Raw genomic sequence first — 14,864 nt, forward strand, 5'->3', positions numbered from 1 at the left:
GCCGCGAGCGACTCGCGACGGGCATTGTTCCGCACAGGGTTTCGTGATCAGGCGGGAACGGTGGCCGGTCGCACCGTCGCGTCCCAATCGATGCGGAAGCGCTGTTCGTGGCCCAGCGTCTTCTCCGGATCCATACGCTTGAACATGAACGGCATCATGAGCTGCATGGCCTTGCGGGTGACCGGCCCGGCCGCCTTGGTCTGGTTCATCCGGGCGACGCGGGCCGCGACCGCCTCCACCCGGGGGCGGCGCAGCGCCTCGTAGGTGGCGAAAGCCCGTGTCGGATCATCGATATCGCGCAGACAGCGAGCCAACTCGATGGCGCTCTCGATGGCCATCGACGCGCCCTGACCGGAGGTGTTGCTGGGCGCGTGGATGGCATCGCCGGTGAGCACCAGCCGGCCGCGGTGCCAGTGCGGAACCGGCGGCATGATGTGCAGCGCGCCGATCACGGTCAGTTGCTCCGCGGTGGTGCTGCGCGCCAGCAGCTCACCCGGCTGCTCGCCGGCGTAGATCTCGCGCAGGCGGGCCAGCCACTGCTCGGTCGGAACCGAGCGGGCCTCGGTCAGCGAGTAGTACTGCTCGCTGGGCAGATTCGCGCCCCACGAGATCCGGCCGTCGGCCATCCGCCAGTACAGGTAGTAGGCCCGCTTGCCGAAGGCGAAGGTCATCCGCTCGGGCTCCAGGTCGAGGTCGCAGTCGGTGTACGCGCCGAAGCTGAGCATCCGCAGATACGTCGGACCGGGGGCCTTCGGATCGACGAGGGTGCGCACCGTGGAGCGAATACCGTCCGCGCCGATCAGGACGTCCGCGGTGGCGCTGCTGCCGTCGGAGAAGATGGCGGTCACCCCGCCCGCGTGCTCCTCGACCTCGACCAGTCGTCGGTTGTACTCGAAGCGGACGCCTTCCGCGACGGCGGCATCGTGCAGGATCCGGTGCAGGTCGGCGCGGTCGATCACCCGCAGCGGCTCGATATCGGTCATTCCCGGCAGGTTGAAACGCTTGCCGTTCACCGACATCGACGAGGCGCTGATGGGTGTGGCGAGGGCGCGGACCGGATCACCGGCGCCGATGATGTCGAGCGCGGCCACGCCGTTGGGCGCGAGCGCCAGATTGGAGCCGATGCCGTAGGCGGGGCCGGGGTAGGCCTCGCAGACGGTGACGTCGATCCCGGCCCGGTGCAGGGCGGTGGCGGTGACGGGACCGGAGATCCCGCCGCCGATGACGATTGCGGTGTTGGTGGACATGGTTCTCTCCCGAGAAATGTTCGAAGGCTTACGAAAAACCCCGAACCGACCCGTGTATGGAGAACCCAGTTATCCTGTAGTTGCCAAACTCGGTGCCGGGTTCGCCTGCACGGACGCGGTTCGAGACGGTGTGTTCCCGGGCTTCGGCGGTGGTGTTGCAGCACCCCGTCGGGGCCCGGTCTCGTAGGGATCGGTGATGTGAGCGAGCGGTCAGTCCCGCTCGGCATCCGGTGCGGGTGCTCCCCCTTCCGCCAACTCGATGAGCTCCGGTGGCATGACACCGTCGCGGTGCCAGGCCCGCCAGCCCTCCACATCGGGGAAGCTGCCGTCGGACAGTGAATCGCGCAGGGCGCGAGCCCAATTCGATTCCGCGCTCAGCATGGCCAGCTCGTAGTCGTCTTCGACCAGGAAAAGGCGCGGCACTGTGCCTTCCAGAGCGGCCAATTGGGCGCGGGTATCGGCAATGGTCTTGTCCAGCTTGGTGATTCGCTGGGTGAGCAGGTCGATGACGTCGTCTGGCGGCAGCACCGACACCACGGACAGGCCCGCCAGGAACCGGCCCTTCTCGGGCTCCGGCTCGGAGATGAGTTCCCTTGTCCAGTCGGTGAGTTCGGCGCGCCCCGCGTCGGTGATCCGGTAGATGGTCCGCTCCGGTCGCGCCCCGTCGCGTTCGCTGCCGCTGATCTCCAGGAAGCCGTGCTTGGTGAGGTTGTCGACGACGGTGTAGAGCGATCCCCATTTGATGCTCATGTCGTTGTCCTTGCCCCACGTCCGCAACCGGGCAGCGATCTCGTAGCGGTGCATGGGGTGCGCCATCACCGCGGAGAGCACCGCCAATCCCATGAGATTGGCGACCTTGCGCTTGCGGGCCATCCGGCACCTCCCTACTCGTCTACGAATATACGTCGACGAGTATTCGTCCACAAGTACTCGAACCGGATCGATATAACCCACCGTCGTTGACGCTTTTCGGCCCGCGACGGCACACTCGGGTGGTGGCCGATGCCGAGGTGGAGGTGCTGATCGTCGGGGGCGGTCCGGTCGGACTCACCGCCCGCGCGCTGCTGGACCGCTGGGGTGTGCGGACGCTGCTGGTGGAAAGGCACCCCGAGCTGTCGCCGTTCCCCAGATCCCGGCTGGTCAATGTGCGATCGATGGAGATCTTCCGGCAGCTGGGCCTGGCGGAGACGATCCGGGAGCGGGCCTTCGGGCCCGAATTCGGCCGGGTGCGATTCCGGGAGACCCTGGGCGCGCGCGACTTCGGCACCGAGGCGATGGTCGGAGTCCGCGCACCGATACCGGAGAGCCCCGAGATCGGCGTGGTCACCTCGCAGGACCGGCTGGAGCCGACTCTGCTCGGCGCGACGGACACGCCGGTGCTGGTGGAACGTGTCCCGGTCGCTCATCGCACCTTGCGGCAGGCGGTGACCAATGCCGAACGGGTACGTGCCGCGCAGGCCGCGCGCCGGGCGCGGCGCGATTCCGCGGATACCGGTGATGTGGTCGAGTTACCTTGGTCGGAGCGGTATTTCGATCAGATCGGATTGATACTGGGCGTCGGCTACGACTCGGATGCCGTCCGGTCCGACGGCAGTACGCCGCCCGACGGCGACGCCGTCTATATCCCCAGCGGGCGTCCCGGAGTTCGCATGCCGCATGTCCGGCTCGAATCCGGCCGCTCGAGTCTCGATGCCCTCGGAGAGTGGTTCACCGTGCTCACCCCGGACCCGTCGGGCTGGGAAAAAGCCGTCACCGCAAAGGTTCCGCTGCACATCGAACAATTGCCCGACGAATCCACCGACGTCTTCGGCATCGGCCGCGGCGGCGCGGTGCTCGTCCGGCCCGACGGCCATATCGGGGCGCGCTGGCCGGAGCTGCCCGACGGCCCGGTGAATCTCTAAGCGGGTGAGAACCTTTCGCGCAGATAGTCGGAGGTCGCCCCATCGGCGGGCAGGAATGCCTCCAGGTGCAGCTCCGACAAGGTGATGTCGGTGGCCGTCGCGAAGGAGGTGACGGTGGTGATCAGCCGCAGCTCGCCCACCTCGGATCGCAAGCGCAGCGGCACCGCGAAGCCGAGATGGCCGGGGCCCGGATCCACCGGCGGCAGATAGCCTTCCAGCTCGGCGATGAGCGCGTCCAGCTCCGGATCCGGGCTGCGGCCCGCCCGATTGCGCAGGCTGTCGGTGACGTGGCGTCCCCATTCCGGCATGTTCAGCACGCGCCGCCCCAGCCCGTCCGGATGCAGCGCCAGGCGCAGCACATTGATCGGCGGCTCCAGCAGTTCCGGCGCGCACCCCTCGGTCAGCAGCGCGAATCCGGGGTTGGCGGCCACCAGCACGCCGAAGGGCCGGGTCACCACCGCCGGATAGGGCAGATGACCCTGCAGGATGGTGTCGAGCGCGTACCGCACCGCCTCGAGTTCCGGTGCGTCCAGCGAGGATTCGGGAAAGATCGGCGCGTAACCCGCGGCCAGCAACAGGGCATTGCGCTCCCGCAGCGACAATCCGAGCACCTCGGCGAGCCGGACCACCATCGTGCGGCCGGGGTGCGAGCGTCCCTGCTCCAGGAAGCTCAGGTAGCGCTGGCTGGTTTCGGCGGCAATCGCCAGATCGAGCTGGCTGATGCGCCGCCGCGTCCGCCAGTCGCGCAGTTGCTGTGCGAACGGGGTGGGTGTCGTCGCTACGGCCATGGTCGTCATTTCTCCACTCTGCGGGCGTGACTGCCGCTCCGCGATTCCCTGGAGGGAATGACGCGGGTGGCGTCCCGATCATTCCTCGCAGGGAATCGCTGTGAGCGCCCGCGCTGCGCAGACTCGTTTCCATGACTGATGAACAGGGCTCGAATGTGAATGGTGTTGCCTACCAACTGGACCCGCTGCACGGTTTCGACGGGTTGAGCACCCGGGTGCAGGAGCGGCCGCAGGCCGGGCCGCACCAGGTGGTGGTGCGGGCGCGGGCGGCCTCGCTGAATCGACGGGACATCATGCTGATGGACGGCACATACCCGATAACGGCCCGGTCCGGGGTGGTGCCGCTGTCGGACGGGGTGGGCGAGGTCATCGCGGTGGGGGCGGGCGTGACCCGGGCCCGCGTCGGTGATCGGGTCATGGGCACCTACTCCGTGCACTGGATCGACGGGCAGCAGACCCGGGAGCTGTCGCGTCAGCAGTACGGCGCCGATCACGACGGCTGGCTCGCCGATTACGTTGTTCTGGAGGAAGACTCGGTGGTGCAGGTGCCCGCGCACCTGACCGACGCCGAGGCCGCCTCCCTGCTCTGTGCGGGAGTGACGGCCTGGGCGGCGCTGACCAAGCCGGTGCCGGTCGGCCAGGGGGACACCGTCTTGACCGTCGGCACCGGGTCGGTCGGGTTGTTCGCGGTGCAGTACGCGAAGATGCTCGGCGCCCGGGTCCTCTCGATCACCTCCTCGCAGGCGAAGGCCGAACGGTTGCGCAAGCTCGGCGCGGACGACGTGGTGGACCGCGCGGAGACTCCGGACTGGGAGAACGCCGTGCTGGACCGCACCGACGGGGTGGGCGTGCAGCGCGTGGTCGACGCGGTCGGCATGCCGACCCTGCCGAAATCCCTTGCGGCGACGGCCTACAACGGCGAGGTGATCCTGATCGGCGCGTTCCCGGCCCCGGAAGGGCAGCCGCTCGCCGACCCGCTGGGCGGCAGGTACGTCAGCCTGCGCCGCATCGCCGCGGGCAGCCGCGCGGACCTGGAGTTCATGAACCGCACCATCGCCGAGCACGGCATGCGGCCGGTGATCGACCGGGTGTATCCGTTCGAGCGGGCGGTCGAGGCGTACCGCTACTTCGAGGACGGCGACCCGTTCGGCAAGGTCGTGATCACCATCGAATAACAGCAAGCTATTGGCAATCGGTTCGAATAGATATCCACCTGGAACTATTTCCTTACCGTGTAGCCCATTCAGCGCACTGGCAAACCTGTGTAGCGTGCCTGAAGGAGAAGCTTTTCGGATCGGCGGGCGTGTACTTCGACTCGAAGGAGTTCCCGGGTGACGGTGGGTGCGGTTCGTGAGAAGCCCGACGCGGCGCGGGAGGCCGTCACCTCGCCGCCCGAGGGCACCCCGGGCCTGGCCGCCCCGGGGGAGATGTCGCCCAAGGTGCTCGCCGGACTGGTCATCGTCTCGATGGGTGTGGTCGTCGCCCTGATCGGCGGCGCGCTGCGCGAGGGGCTGAACAATCCCGTCGCGGTCGAGGAGACCGGCACCCCGTCCGCGAGCACCACCCAGCCCGTCAAGGCTCCGCCGCCCCCGGCGCCCGCCCCGGCTCCCGCGCCCGCCGCGCCGGTGCAGATGCCCGCGCCCGCACCGCAGACCCAGCAGTACGTCGCACCCGCCGCCCCGGTCGAGGTGGCTCCCGAAACGGCCGCGGCCCCGCCGCCCCCGCCGCCCGCGCCCGCCCCGCCGTCGCTGCCCGACATCCTGGCCCCGATCCTCCCGTTCCTGCTGCCGCCGCCCCCGCCCCCGCCGCCCGCACCCTGACGCGCGGCCCGGAATCCGAAGGAGGACAACCATGCTCCAGATCCCGCGCGATGACGGCGATATCGATCCTCGCCGTCTGGGCTTGGTGGTCCTGGCTGCGGTCCTGATGACCGCGGGGGTGGGCGCGGGCATGCTGCTCACCGGTTCCGGTGATCGGCCCATCGCCGACGACTCGATCGTGAATGTGATCCGGCCACGCCACGACCGAGCGGTGCCGCTCGTGCACCCGCCCAATATCGCTCCGGCCGAGCAGGTTCCGGTCCCGGCCGAGCCGAATCCGGCTCCGCCCGCTGTGGTGAACCAGGTTCCGCCGCCCGCTCCGGCCGCGCCCCACCCGGTGGAGATCCCGGTGGTGATCGGTCCGGGCGACACCGGTCCGATCGATGCGCCCGCGCCGCCGCCCGATATACCCGCGCCGCAGGACGATTCGGCCGCGGTCCCCGGCTAGAGCCCGGAGACCCCTGCCAGCTGGCCGATTCCGTAGGTGACGGCCATCGCCAGCGCGCCGCCGATGACGACGCGGAGCACCGCGCGGCGCGGATTGGCCCCGCCCAGACGCGCGCTCACCGAACCGGTGACGGCCAGGGCCACCAGCACGGCGGCGAAACAGACGGGGATGCGCCACTGGGTCGGCGGCAGCAGGATCGCGAGGATCGGCAGGATCGCGCCCAGGGTGAAGGAGATGGCCGACGAGATGGCCGCGTGCCAGGGGTTGGTGAGATCGTGCGGGTTCAAACCCAATTCGGCCTCGGCGTGGGCGGCGAAGGCATCGTGGGCGGTGAGTTCCTCGGCCACCTGGCGGGCCGTCGCCGGTGTGAGGCCCTTGGATTCGTAGATCTGGGTGAGTTCGGCCAGTTCGAATTCCGGCTCCTCGGCCAGCTCCCGCCGTTCCTTGGAGAGCAGGGCGCGTTCGGTGTCGCGCTGGGTGCTGACCGAGACGTACTCGCCGACGGCCATGGAGATCGCACCGGCGGCCAGGCCCGCGATGCCGGCGGTGAGGATGGCGTTGGTATCGGTGGAGGCGGCGGCGACACCGACCACCAGGCCGGCGGTCGAGACGATGCCGTCGTTCGCGCCGAGCACGCCCGCGCGCAGCCAGTTGAGTTTGGACGCGAGGCTCTCGTCGTGGGGCTCGTGCGGGTGCGGCTGTGGCGCGCCGGTCGCGCCGGGTCCGGAGGTGTCGTCCACGTGGGCAGCCTAATTCACCGGCGCCCGGTCATGCGGTAGGCCGATCGGGGGAGGCATGGCTCCCACTTCCGGGGTAAGCGAGCGGTTTGCTGGAACGATGGGGATCATGGTGCGTTTCTGCAGTCGATACTGGTCGGTCATTCTCCCGCTGGTGGCAGGCGTCGTGCTGGCAGCCACCTGGGGCCGGTCGCTGAACCCGTTCGTGGCGGTGCTGGTGGCGGTTTGGCTGATCGGCGCGGTGCTGTCGGCGGTGCATCACGCGGAGACAGTGGCGCACCGGGTGGGCGAGCCGTTCGGATCGCTGATCCTGGCCGTGGCGGTGACCATCATCGAGGTCGGACTGATCGTGACGCTCATGATCTCCAGCGGTGAGAAGGCCGCCTCGCTGGCGCGCGATACCGTCTTCGCCGCCGTAATGATCACGTGCAATGGCATTTTCGGCCTGTCGCTGCTGGTCGGCGCGCTGAAGCGGCGGTTCACGGTCTTCAATGCCGAGGGCACCGGCGGGGCGCTGGCCACGGTCGCCACCCTCGCGACCCTGACCCTGGTGCTGCCGACCTTCACCACGAGCGAGCCGGGTCCGATCTTCTCCGGCTCGCAGTTGATCTTCGCCGCGGTGGCCTCGCTGGTGCTCTACGGAGTCTTCGTGATGGTGCAGACCGTCCGGCATCCCGATGACTTCCTGCCCGTCGAAGGCGGGCCGGCCCAGTCCGAGGACGACGAGCACGCCGAGCCGCCCACCAAGAAGCAGGCGCTGCTGAGCCTGGGGTTGCTGCTGGTTGCCTTGATCGGTGTCGTCGGTCTGGCCAAAGTGGTCTCGCCCAATATCGAATCCGGTATCGCCGCCGCCGGGCTGCCGCAGTCCGCGGTCGGTGTGGTGATCGCGCTGCTGGTGCTGCTGCCCGAGACCATCGCGGCCGTGCGCGCCGCCCGCCGGGAGCGGATGCAGATCTCGCTGAACCTGGCGCTGGGCTCGGCCATGGCCAGCATCGGCCTGACCATTCCGGCCATCGCGTTGGCCTCGATCTGGATCGAGGGCCCGCTCATGCTCGGGCTGGGCGCGACCCAGATGGTGCTGCTGGCGCTGACGGTGGTGGTCGGCGCGCTGACCGTGGTGCCGGGCCGCGCGACCCTGCTCCAGGGCTGTGTGCACCTGGTGTTGTTCTCGGCCTTCGTTTTCCTGGCGGTCAGCCCGTGAATGCGGTCAGCCCGTGAATCAGGAATTCCAGCGGTAGATCTGGCCGTCGCGCAATTCGTAGTCGTGCGCGGGTTTCGTCGCGTCGTGCCGGGATAGCAGCGCCATCACCTGGACCCGCCCGCGAGTGGTGGCGCCGGACTCGGTCCAGTGCACGTAGGGGTGCACCAGTTTCGCGAATTCCGCCCAGTCGCCGGTCTCGATCGTGTGCAGGACCGCCGACACCATTTCTTCGGGAGGCACAGTGTCCACAGCGACAGTGAACACGTCGTGTCTCGGTTACGCGCGGGGTTCGGCGGGAACGAATAGTTGCTGAGAGATCACTCGATTCCGTGTTTGGTATGGCCGAGCCGCCTCGAATGGTCTCGGAAGAGGTTCGCCTGACCGGTGCTGGAGATCATATTGATAGCCGAACCGCTCTAATAACAGGTTCTAGAACCGCAGGTCACATGCGTATTCGTCTCGTTGACCGGGAACGACGCGGGGTGTACCAGACGGTAACTTAGAGGCTCCGATCACACCCGCAACCGATTTGTTGTAACTCACCGTAACCATTAGCTTTGATGGCAGGCAGTGTTGCCGATCACGGAGAAGAAATTTGAAGCTCGTCGCCTCGCGCCGGTTCCGGCGTCCTGATGAAGAAGTCCCCCGATGACCCGGGCCGTCAAGAGCCGGTCCGCCGCGCGCATCGTCCGTGACAACTTCTCCGGTACCGCGGTGGCGTCGCTGCGCACCTTCGGGCGCGCGGTCGGCATCGCCGAGGAAGCGGTGGTCGGCACCTTCACCGATATCGCGCGCCGGCAGTTCCAGTGGAAAGAGGCCATTCTCCAGGCGTGGCGGCTCATCACCGTCACCGCGATTCCGGCCGTGCTCATCGCGATTCCGTTCGGCGTCATCGTCTCGGTACAGGTGGGCAACCTGATCCACACCCTCGGCGCGGACTCGCTGCTGGGCGCGACCGGCGGCCTGGGCGTGATCAAGCAGGGCGCGCCCCTGGCCACCGGCTTCCTGCTGGGCGGCGCGGGAGCCGCCGCGCTGGCCGCGGATCTGGGCGCGCGCACCATCCGCGAGGAGATCGACGCGCTGAACACCATGGGCATCAGCCCGATTCACCGCCTGGTGATCCCGCGCCTGGTGGCCATGGTCTTCGTGGCTCCGCTGCTGAACGTGCTCATCATCTTCGTGGGCGTGCTCGCCGGCTACGGCGTCGCCATCGGCGGGCAGGGCGTGACGCCGGGCTCCTACTGGACCACCTTCGGGTCGTTCACCACCACCGCCGATGTGTGGGTGTCGCTGGCGAAGGCCGTGATCTTCGGCTTCCTCGTGGTGATCATCGCCTGCCAGCGCGGGCTCGAGGCGAAGGGCGGCCCGCGGGGTGTCGCCGACGCCGTGAACGCCGCGGTGGTGCTGTCGGTGGTGTCGATCGTGACCGTGAACCTGGTCGCGACTCAGCTCACCGACCTGTTCCTGCCGACGAGGCTGGCCTGATGTCGGCTACCTACGTGCCCAAGGGGCTGGGCTGGGCCGCGCGCGCCTATCGCCGCCGCGGCCTGATTCTGCGTCGCGTGGAGAACCTGGGCTTCACGCTCGCGTTCGTCTGGCAGGTGTTGTCGTCGATTCCGTTGACGCTGAAGCGCTATCGCGCCGAGACCATGCGGGCCATCTCGGACATGACCTGGGGTCGCGGCTCGGTCATCGTGGGCGGCGGGACCGTGCCGATGATGATCGTGCTCGGTCTGGTGATGGGCGCGTCGGTGGCGGTGGAGTCCTTCACCACGCTGGACATGCTGGGCATGGGCCCGGTGTCGGGCCTGGTGTCGGCCTACGCGACCACCCGTGAGCTGGCCCCGATCGTGGCGGCCATCGGTTTCGCCGCGCAGGCGGGCTGCCGCATGACCGCCGAGATCGGCTCGATGCGCATCTCCGAAGAAATCGATGCGATCGAGTCCTTGGGTCTGCGTTCGGTTCCCTTCGTGGTGACCACCCGCGTGCTGGCGGGCGCGGTCGCCATCGTGCCGACCTTCCTGATCGCGCTGATCCTGTCCTACGCGGCCTGCCGCGGGCTGATCACCATGGTGCACGGGGCCTCGGCCGGCGTGTACGACCATTACTTCTTCCAGTTCGTGTCCGGCTTCGATGTGATCGCGGCCGTGGTGAAGGTGGCCATCTTCGCGGTGGTCGTCATCCTGATCCACTGCTACTACGGTTTTTTCGCGACCGGCGGCCCCGAGGGCGTGGGTATCGCCTCGGGCAAGGCCGTGCGCGCGTCGTCGGTGGCGATCATCGCCATGGACATGGTGCTGTCGCTGTCCCTCTGGGGCTTCGACTCGGCGATTACGTTCACGGGGTAGGGGATGCCGAATTACGGAATGCCGGGTGTGGCCGTCGATCGCAAGCGCGCGATGACGGTCGGCGCGGTCGCGCTGGCGCTGGTCGCCGCGCTGGTGGCGGGCTGGGCGCTGTACCGGTCGCAGCAGACCGAGGCGGGACTGGCGGTGACGCTGCGCACCGAGCAGATCGGTGACGGCGTGCTGGTCGGCACCGAGGTGCGGGCCAACGGTGTGGTGGTCGGCAAGGTCACCGATATCGCGCCGGACCAGCACGGGACGCAGCAGATTTCGCTGCGCCTGGACGATTCGAAGCTGTTCGGGCTGGATGACAGCCTGCAGGTGGATTACGCGCCCGCCAACCTTTTCGGCATCAGCGAGATCGAATTGCGCAAGGGCGCGGGCGGTTCCCCGCTGCGGGCGGGCACGGTGCTCGACTTCACCGGCGGCCGCGCGGCCGATGTCTACGACGCCACCCTGGGTTCGATTCTGCGCAGCGCGTCGCAGGTGGGCGGTTCGGTGCTGACACCGCAGATGGCGTCGGTGATCGCGCAGGCCGCGGCCGACACCCAGGCGCTGACGCCGTTGGTGCAGGCGCTGATCGTCGCCCAGCGCACCATCACCGACAACCAGAAGATGGCGCTCTCGGAGCTGTTCGGCAATCTCGGACCGGCTTTCGACGGCGGCGGCAAGTTCGCCGGCGCGACCGTGCAGGTGGTGGATCTGCTGCGCAGCATCCAGCGGCTGCAGTCCAACCGCGACGCCTACGACCAGGGTGTCGCCACGGTCACCGGCAAGCTGTTGCCCGCGTTGTCGAATGCCTTGGGGGAGGCCGGAACTCAGCTGTCGGGTACCACCGGCATGTTGGTGCCGATCCTGAACATGCTGGCGCAGATGGTGCCGCAACCGCAGCAGTCCTCGGCCGAGTTGCGGGAGCTGTTGCAGCGCTTGCGTTTCGCCATGCCCGACAACGGGCAGGGGCCGCAGTTGAATGTCGATGTGGTGCTGCGGGGCGTTCCCGCGCTGGCGGTGCCGCTGCTGGGAGGGGCCAAATGAGGCGGCCATCGCGCAGCGATTCCCATAGGGGTGGCGGTGGGGCGACGGGTGGGCACGTCAAGGCCGCGGCGTGGCGGCTGGCGTTGTTCTCGGGCGTGATCGTGGTCGTGCTCATGCTGGTGATCGCCGCCATTCAGCGGCCGGTCTCGGGGAGCACCGAGACGCACGACGCCATCTTCACCGACGCGAACGGTTTGAAGGTCGGCGATGACGTGCGCATGTACGGCGTGCAGGTCGGCAAGATCAAGAGCATCGACCTCGACGGCGCGCAGGCGCGAGTTCGCCTGTCGGTCAAGACCGATGCGCCCGTCTACGACAACAGCAAGCTGGCCATCCGCTACCAGAACCTCACCGGGCAGCGGTACATTGACCTGCAGCAGCAGCCGCAGCCGGGCAACCGGCTCGCGGCGGGCGCGCGCATCGGCGTCGACCACACGGTGCCGTCCTTCGATGTGACCCAGCTGTTCAACGGCCTGAAGCCGGTGCTGCAGACCATCTCTCCGGAGGCCATCAACCAGTTCAGCGCCAGCATGGTGGCTCTGATCGAGGGCGACGGCAGCGGGGTCGGCCCGGCCATGGACGCCATCGGCAAGCTCGCGTCGTATGTGAACGACCGGCAGCAGGTGATCGGCACGCTCATCCGCAATATGTCCGACCTGTCGGACCGCGTGGGCGGGCGCGTGCACAACCTGGTGCCGCTGCTGGCGCGGCTGTCCGACATCTTCCAGTCGCTGCAGCAGAATATCGGCGGCCTCACGCAGTTCGCGCTCACCGCGCCGTCGGTGCTGCGGCCCATCGACACCCTGTTGAGCACGCTGGGCATCCACAACGGCACCGATGTGGACGCCATCCTGCGCCAGATCTTCCCCGACACCAAGGAGGCGCTGGACGTGCTCGGCCGCCTGCCCGGGCTGCTGGCCGCCGCCGACACCGCCACGACCGGGCCGACCGGCTGGAAGCCGGTGTGCAGCAAGGGAACCGCGCAGCTCCCGGCCGGAGTGGCCGTGCTGATCTCGGGACAGCGGGTGACGATATGCAACGACTGACACTGCCCCGCCTGCTGCGGCGCGACGACACCGTGATCGACGACGCCACCAAGAAGAAGCGGGAACTGCGGCGCGGCATCCTCGGCGCGATCGCGCTGCTGATCGGGCTGGGGATCGCCGGTGCGCTGTACGTGATTCCGATCGGCAAGCACACCTACACCGCGGAACTGTCCGAGGCGCAGTCGGTGAAGGCGGGCGACGATGTGCGCATCGCCGGCATCTCCGTCGGCGAGGTGAAGTCGCTGGAGTTGAAGCCGGACAAGGTGATCATGCGCTTCACCGTGAAAGACGATGTGTTCCTGGGCGATCAGACCTCCCTGGACATCCGTATGCTCACCATTGTCGGCGGCCACTATGTCGCGGTGTATCCGGCCGGTGCCAAACCGCTGGGCGCACAGGCCATTCCGGCCGATCGGGTGCGTTTGCCCTACAGCCTGGTCGAGACCTTCCAGGACGCCGCCACCCCGCTGTCCAAGATCGACGGCTCGACGCTCAACAAGAACCTCGCGGCCCTGGGCACGTCGCTCGACAACGCGCCGGACACCCTGCGGACCACGCTGGACACCGTGCAGACCTATGTGAACGCCCTGGACCGGCAGCGCTCGCAGGTGTCGAACGCGGTCGCGGTGGCCGATGAGTACGTGCAGATGTACAACGGCGCGAAGTCCGACCTGGGCCGGCTGATGGACAATGCGAACCTGCTGGTCACCGTGCTGCTGGACAAGCATTCGGAGATGGCCGAGGCGATCCGCCTGCTCAGCGATATTCTCGGCCGCCTCGACGGTGCGCGGCCCACCTGGGACGCCTCGCTGAAGCCCACCATCGACGCGGCCATTTCGCAGCTCGAGCAGCTCGGGCAGCAGTTCCAGCCGACCATCGACTCCGCGCAGTCGCTGCAGAAGAAGCTGTCGGACCTGGTGATTCCGGACGGCGGCGTCGGGATCGACCAGTCGAAGCAGACCGTGCCGGTGTGCATTCCGGTGCCCGGGAAGGACTGCTGATGTTCAAGCGCATGCTCGGATCGCAGGCGTTCATCTCGGTCACCGGCGCGGCGCTGGTGGCGGTGCTGGCGGTGGTCGGCTATCTGATCTGGTTCGATCCGATGAAGAAGACCGTCGCCTACTGCGCGATCATGCCGGACGCCGTCGGCCTCTACAGCGGGAACAAGGTCACCATGCGGGGCATCCCGGTCGGCACGGTGGATTCCGTCGTCGCCGACGGGACCAAGGTGAAGGTGAAGTTCTCCGTCGACGCCCAGTACCCGGTGTATGCCGACGCCGCCGCCACGACGGTCTCGGATTCCATTGTGGCGGACCGCAATCTGGCGGTGCTCAATGGCGGCAAGAACCTCGCGCACTGGGATTCGAGCCGGTGCATCACCAACACGCTGACGCCCAAGAGCATCACCGACACCCTGACCGCGCTCGCCGACCTGTCCTCGCAGCTGCAGCAGAGTCAGGCTCCGGATGCGTTGGCGCACGGGCTTTCCGCGCTGGACGCCTCGACGAAGGACTCCGGTCAGCAGATCAACGAGATCGTCAAGAAGCTGGGCAGTTCGCTGTCCCAGCCGGATGCGGACATCGGGCACCTGGTGGGCATCTTCGACGCTTTCTCCTCTGTCGGCGAGAAGGTCGAACAGCACTGGGGCGACCTGCGTTCCATGCTGTTGCGCCTGGCTCCGGCCCTGAACATCGCCACCACCGAATTGATCGGTCCCGGTGCGGATCTGATCGACCGCCTCGGACAGGCCCTGCCCATGCTCAACGATTTGGTCACCATCGCGGGCGACCCGATCATGCGGGCCCTCGACGACACCCTGCCGTTGCTGCGCCTGCTGCGGGCCAACGCCGGGTCGATCTCCGAGATCGTGCAGAAGCTGCCGATCCTCACCGCGGCGGCGCAGAACGCGATGGGCAGCGGCATCTCCTATGGCTCGCCGCGCGCGGCCCTGCCCGCCCCGCAGGCCGAACAGGTCTGTGCCGCGGTCAATGCCGCGTCACCGGGGGCCTGCTCCGACGCGAGCGGCGGCCGGATCAACGTGCCGCTGGTTCCGCTGGTTCTCGGCTTGGCGGGTGCGCGATGACGACGGATTTCGAGCAGGTGCGTTCCGGCATGGTCCGCTCGCTGGCAGGAAGGGCGGGCATGCGATGAGAATCGGACGCTGGGACATCAGAATCGAGACGGGCTCGCCCCGCAATCACGGTGAGCCTACCCGTCATCCCGGCATGCTTTTGGCCGGGATTCACACCGCCGCTGTGGATTCCGGCCAAAAACGCGCCGGAATGACGAGGGGTGT

Annotated in this window: 16 protein-coding genes; 11 read left to right on the forward strand and 5 right to left on the reverse strand. The window is 68.1% G+C overall.

Features of this window, described 5'->3' with window-relative positions:
* Positions 1-47 precede the first annotated feature (47 nt).
* Both GPX89_RS00195 and GPX89_RS00200 read right to left on the reverse strand, forming a co-directional pair.
* The gene (locus GPX89_RS00195) at positions 48-1,247 is read right to left on the reverse strand and encodes an FAD-dependent oxidoreductase (RefSeq protein ID WP_157354386.1); all 1,200 of its coding nucleotides are present in this window, start codon (positions 1,245-1,247) and stop codon (positions 48-50) included.
* Between the two features lie 210 nt (positions 1,248-1,457).
* Positions 1,458-2,120, reverse strand: coding sequence for a PadR family transcriptional regulator (locus GPX89_RS00200; RefSeq protein ID WP_157354387.1), 663 nt, complete (start codon positions 2,118-2,120; stop codon positions 1,458-1,460).
* Positions 2,121-2,242: 122 nt separating this feature from the next.
* On the opposite strand from GPX89_RS00200, the gene GPX89_RS00205 reads away from it, so the two are divergent.
* Positions 2,243-3,148 carry an FAD-dependent monooxygenase gene (locus GPX89_RS00205; RefSeq protein ID WP_328601365.1) on the forward strand — a complete coding sequence of 302 codons (906 nt, stop codon included), beginning with the start codon at positions 2,243-2,245 and terminating at the stop codon, positions 3,146-3,148.
* On the opposite strand, the gene GPX89_RS00210 is transcribed toward GPX89_RS00205, so the two are convergent.
* Entirely contained in the window at positions 3,145-3,945 is an 801-nt protein-coding gene (locus GPX89_RS00210) for a helix-turn-helix domain-containing protein (RefSeq protein ID WP_157354389.1), read from the reverse strand. The two genes, GPX89_RS00205 and GPX89_RS00210, sit on opposite strands and share 4 nt — an antisense overlap.
* Before the next feature lie 122 nt (positions 3,946-4,067).
* Between GPX89_RS00210 and GPX89_RS00215 the strand changes: the two genes are divergently transcribed.
* The 3 genes from GPX89_RS00215 (at position 4,068) to GPX89_RS00225 (ending at position 6,204) form a co-directional block, all read left to right on the forward strand.
* Positions 4,068-5,111, forward strand: a complete 1,044-nt coding sequence (locus GPX89_RS00215; RefSeq protein ID WP_157354390.1) for a zinc-dependent alcohol dehydrogenase family protein — start codon at positions 4,068-4,070, stop codon at positions 5,109-5,111.
* Between the two features lie 156 nt (positions 5,112-5,267).
* Positions 5,268-5,756, forward strand: a complete 489-nt coding sequence (locus GPX89_RS00220) for a hypothetical protein (protein ID WP_157354391.1) — start codon at positions 5,268-5,270, stop codon at positions 5,754-5,756.
* A gap of 31 nt (positions 5,757-5,787) precedes the next feature.
* Positions 5,788-6,204, forward strand: a complete 417-nt coding sequence (locus GPX89_RS00225) for a hypothetical protein (RefSeq protein ID WP_157354392.1) — start codon at positions 5,788-5,790, stop codon at positions 6,202-6,204.
* On the opposite strand, the gene GPX89_RS00230 is transcribed toward GPX89_RS00225, so the two are convergent.
* Positions 6,201-6,944: a VIT1/CCC1 transporter family protein gene (locus tag GPX89_RS00230; protein WP_328601366.1), complete on the reverse strand. Its 744-nt coding sequence runs from the start codon at positions 6,942-6,944 to the stop codon at positions 6,201-6,203. The two genes, GPX89_RS00225 and GPX89_RS00230, sit on opposite strands and share 4 nt — an antisense overlap.
* A gap of 106 nt (positions 6,945-7,050) precedes the next feature.
* On the opposite strand from GPX89_RS00230, the gene GPX89_RS00235 reads away from it, so the two are divergent.
* Positions 7,051-8,142, forward strand: a complete 1,092-nt coding sequence (locus GPX89_RS00235) for a calcium:proton antiporter (RefSeq protein WP_235946608.1) — start codon at positions 7,051-7,053, stop codon at positions 8,140-8,142.
* 18 nt (positions 8,143-8,160) lie between these two features.
* Here the strand turns inward: GPX89_RS00235 and GPX89_RS00240 are convergent, their stop codons facing one another.
* On the reverse strand, positions 8,161-8,391 hold the full coding sequence (locus GPX89_RS00240; protein WP_198347205.1) for a nuclear transport factor 2 family protein: 231 nt from the start codon (positions 8,389-8,391) through the stop codon (positions 8,161-8,163).
* A gap of 399 nt (positions 8,392-8,790) precedes the next feature.
* Here GPX89_RS00240 and GPX89_RS00245 point away from each other — a divergent pair, with 399 nt between their 5' ends.
* From GPX89_RS00245 to GPX89_RS00270, 6 genes are read left to right on the forward strand one after another with little or no spacing between them, the layout of a single operon-like run.
* Positions 8,791-9,627 (forward strand): ABC transporter permease, encoded by an 837-nt coding sequence (locus GPX89_RS00245; protein ID WP_157354394.1) that lies wholly within the window; start codon positions 8,791-8,793, stop codon positions 9,625-9,627.
* Complete coding sequence (locus GPX89_RS00250) at positions 9,627-10,490, forward strand: ABC transporter permease (RefSeq protein ID WP_198347206.1); 864 nt, start codon at positions 9,627-9,629, stop codon at positions 10,488-10,490. Before GPX89_RS00245 ends, GPX89_RS00250 begins: the two co-directional genes overlap by 1 nt.
* 3 nt (positions 10,491-10,493) lie before the next feature.
* On the forward strand, positions 10,494-11,522 hold the full coding sequence (locus tag GPX89_RS00255) for an MlaD family protein (protein WP_157354395.1): 1,029 nt from the start codon (positions 10,494-10,496) through the stop codon (positions 11,520-11,522).
* Positions 11,519-12,568 (forward strand): MlaD family protein, encoded by a 1,050-nt coding sequence (locus GPX89_RS00260; protein WP_157354396.1) that lies wholly within the window; start codon positions 11,519-11,521, stop codon positions 12,566-12,568. The genes GPX89_RS00255 and GPX89_RS00260 overlap by 4 nt, the downstream gene beginning before the upstream one ends.
* Positions 12,556-13,569, forward strand: a complete 1,014-nt coding sequence (locus GPX89_RS00265; protein ID WP_157354397.1) for an MlaD family protein — start codon at positions 12,556-12,558, stop codon at positions 13,567-13,569. Before GPX89_RS00260 ends, GPX89_RS00265 begins: the two co-directional genes overlap by 13 nt.
* Positions 13,569-14,651 carry an MlaD family protein gene (locus tag GPX89_RS00270; RefSeq protein WP_157354398.1) on the forward strand — a complete coding sequence of 361 codons (1,083 nt, stop codon included), beginning with the start codon at positions 13,569-13,571 and terminating at the stop codon, positions 14,649-14,651. Before GPX89_RS00265 ends, GPX89_RS00270 begins: the two co-directional genes overlap by 1 nt.
* Positions 14,652-14,864: the final 213 nt, after the last annotated feature.

This window comes from Nocardia terrae, from assembly GCF_009760405.1.
Taxonomy (GTDB): Bacteria; Actinomycetota; Actinomycetes; order Mycobacteriales; family Mycobacteriaceae; genus Nocardia; species Nocardia terrae.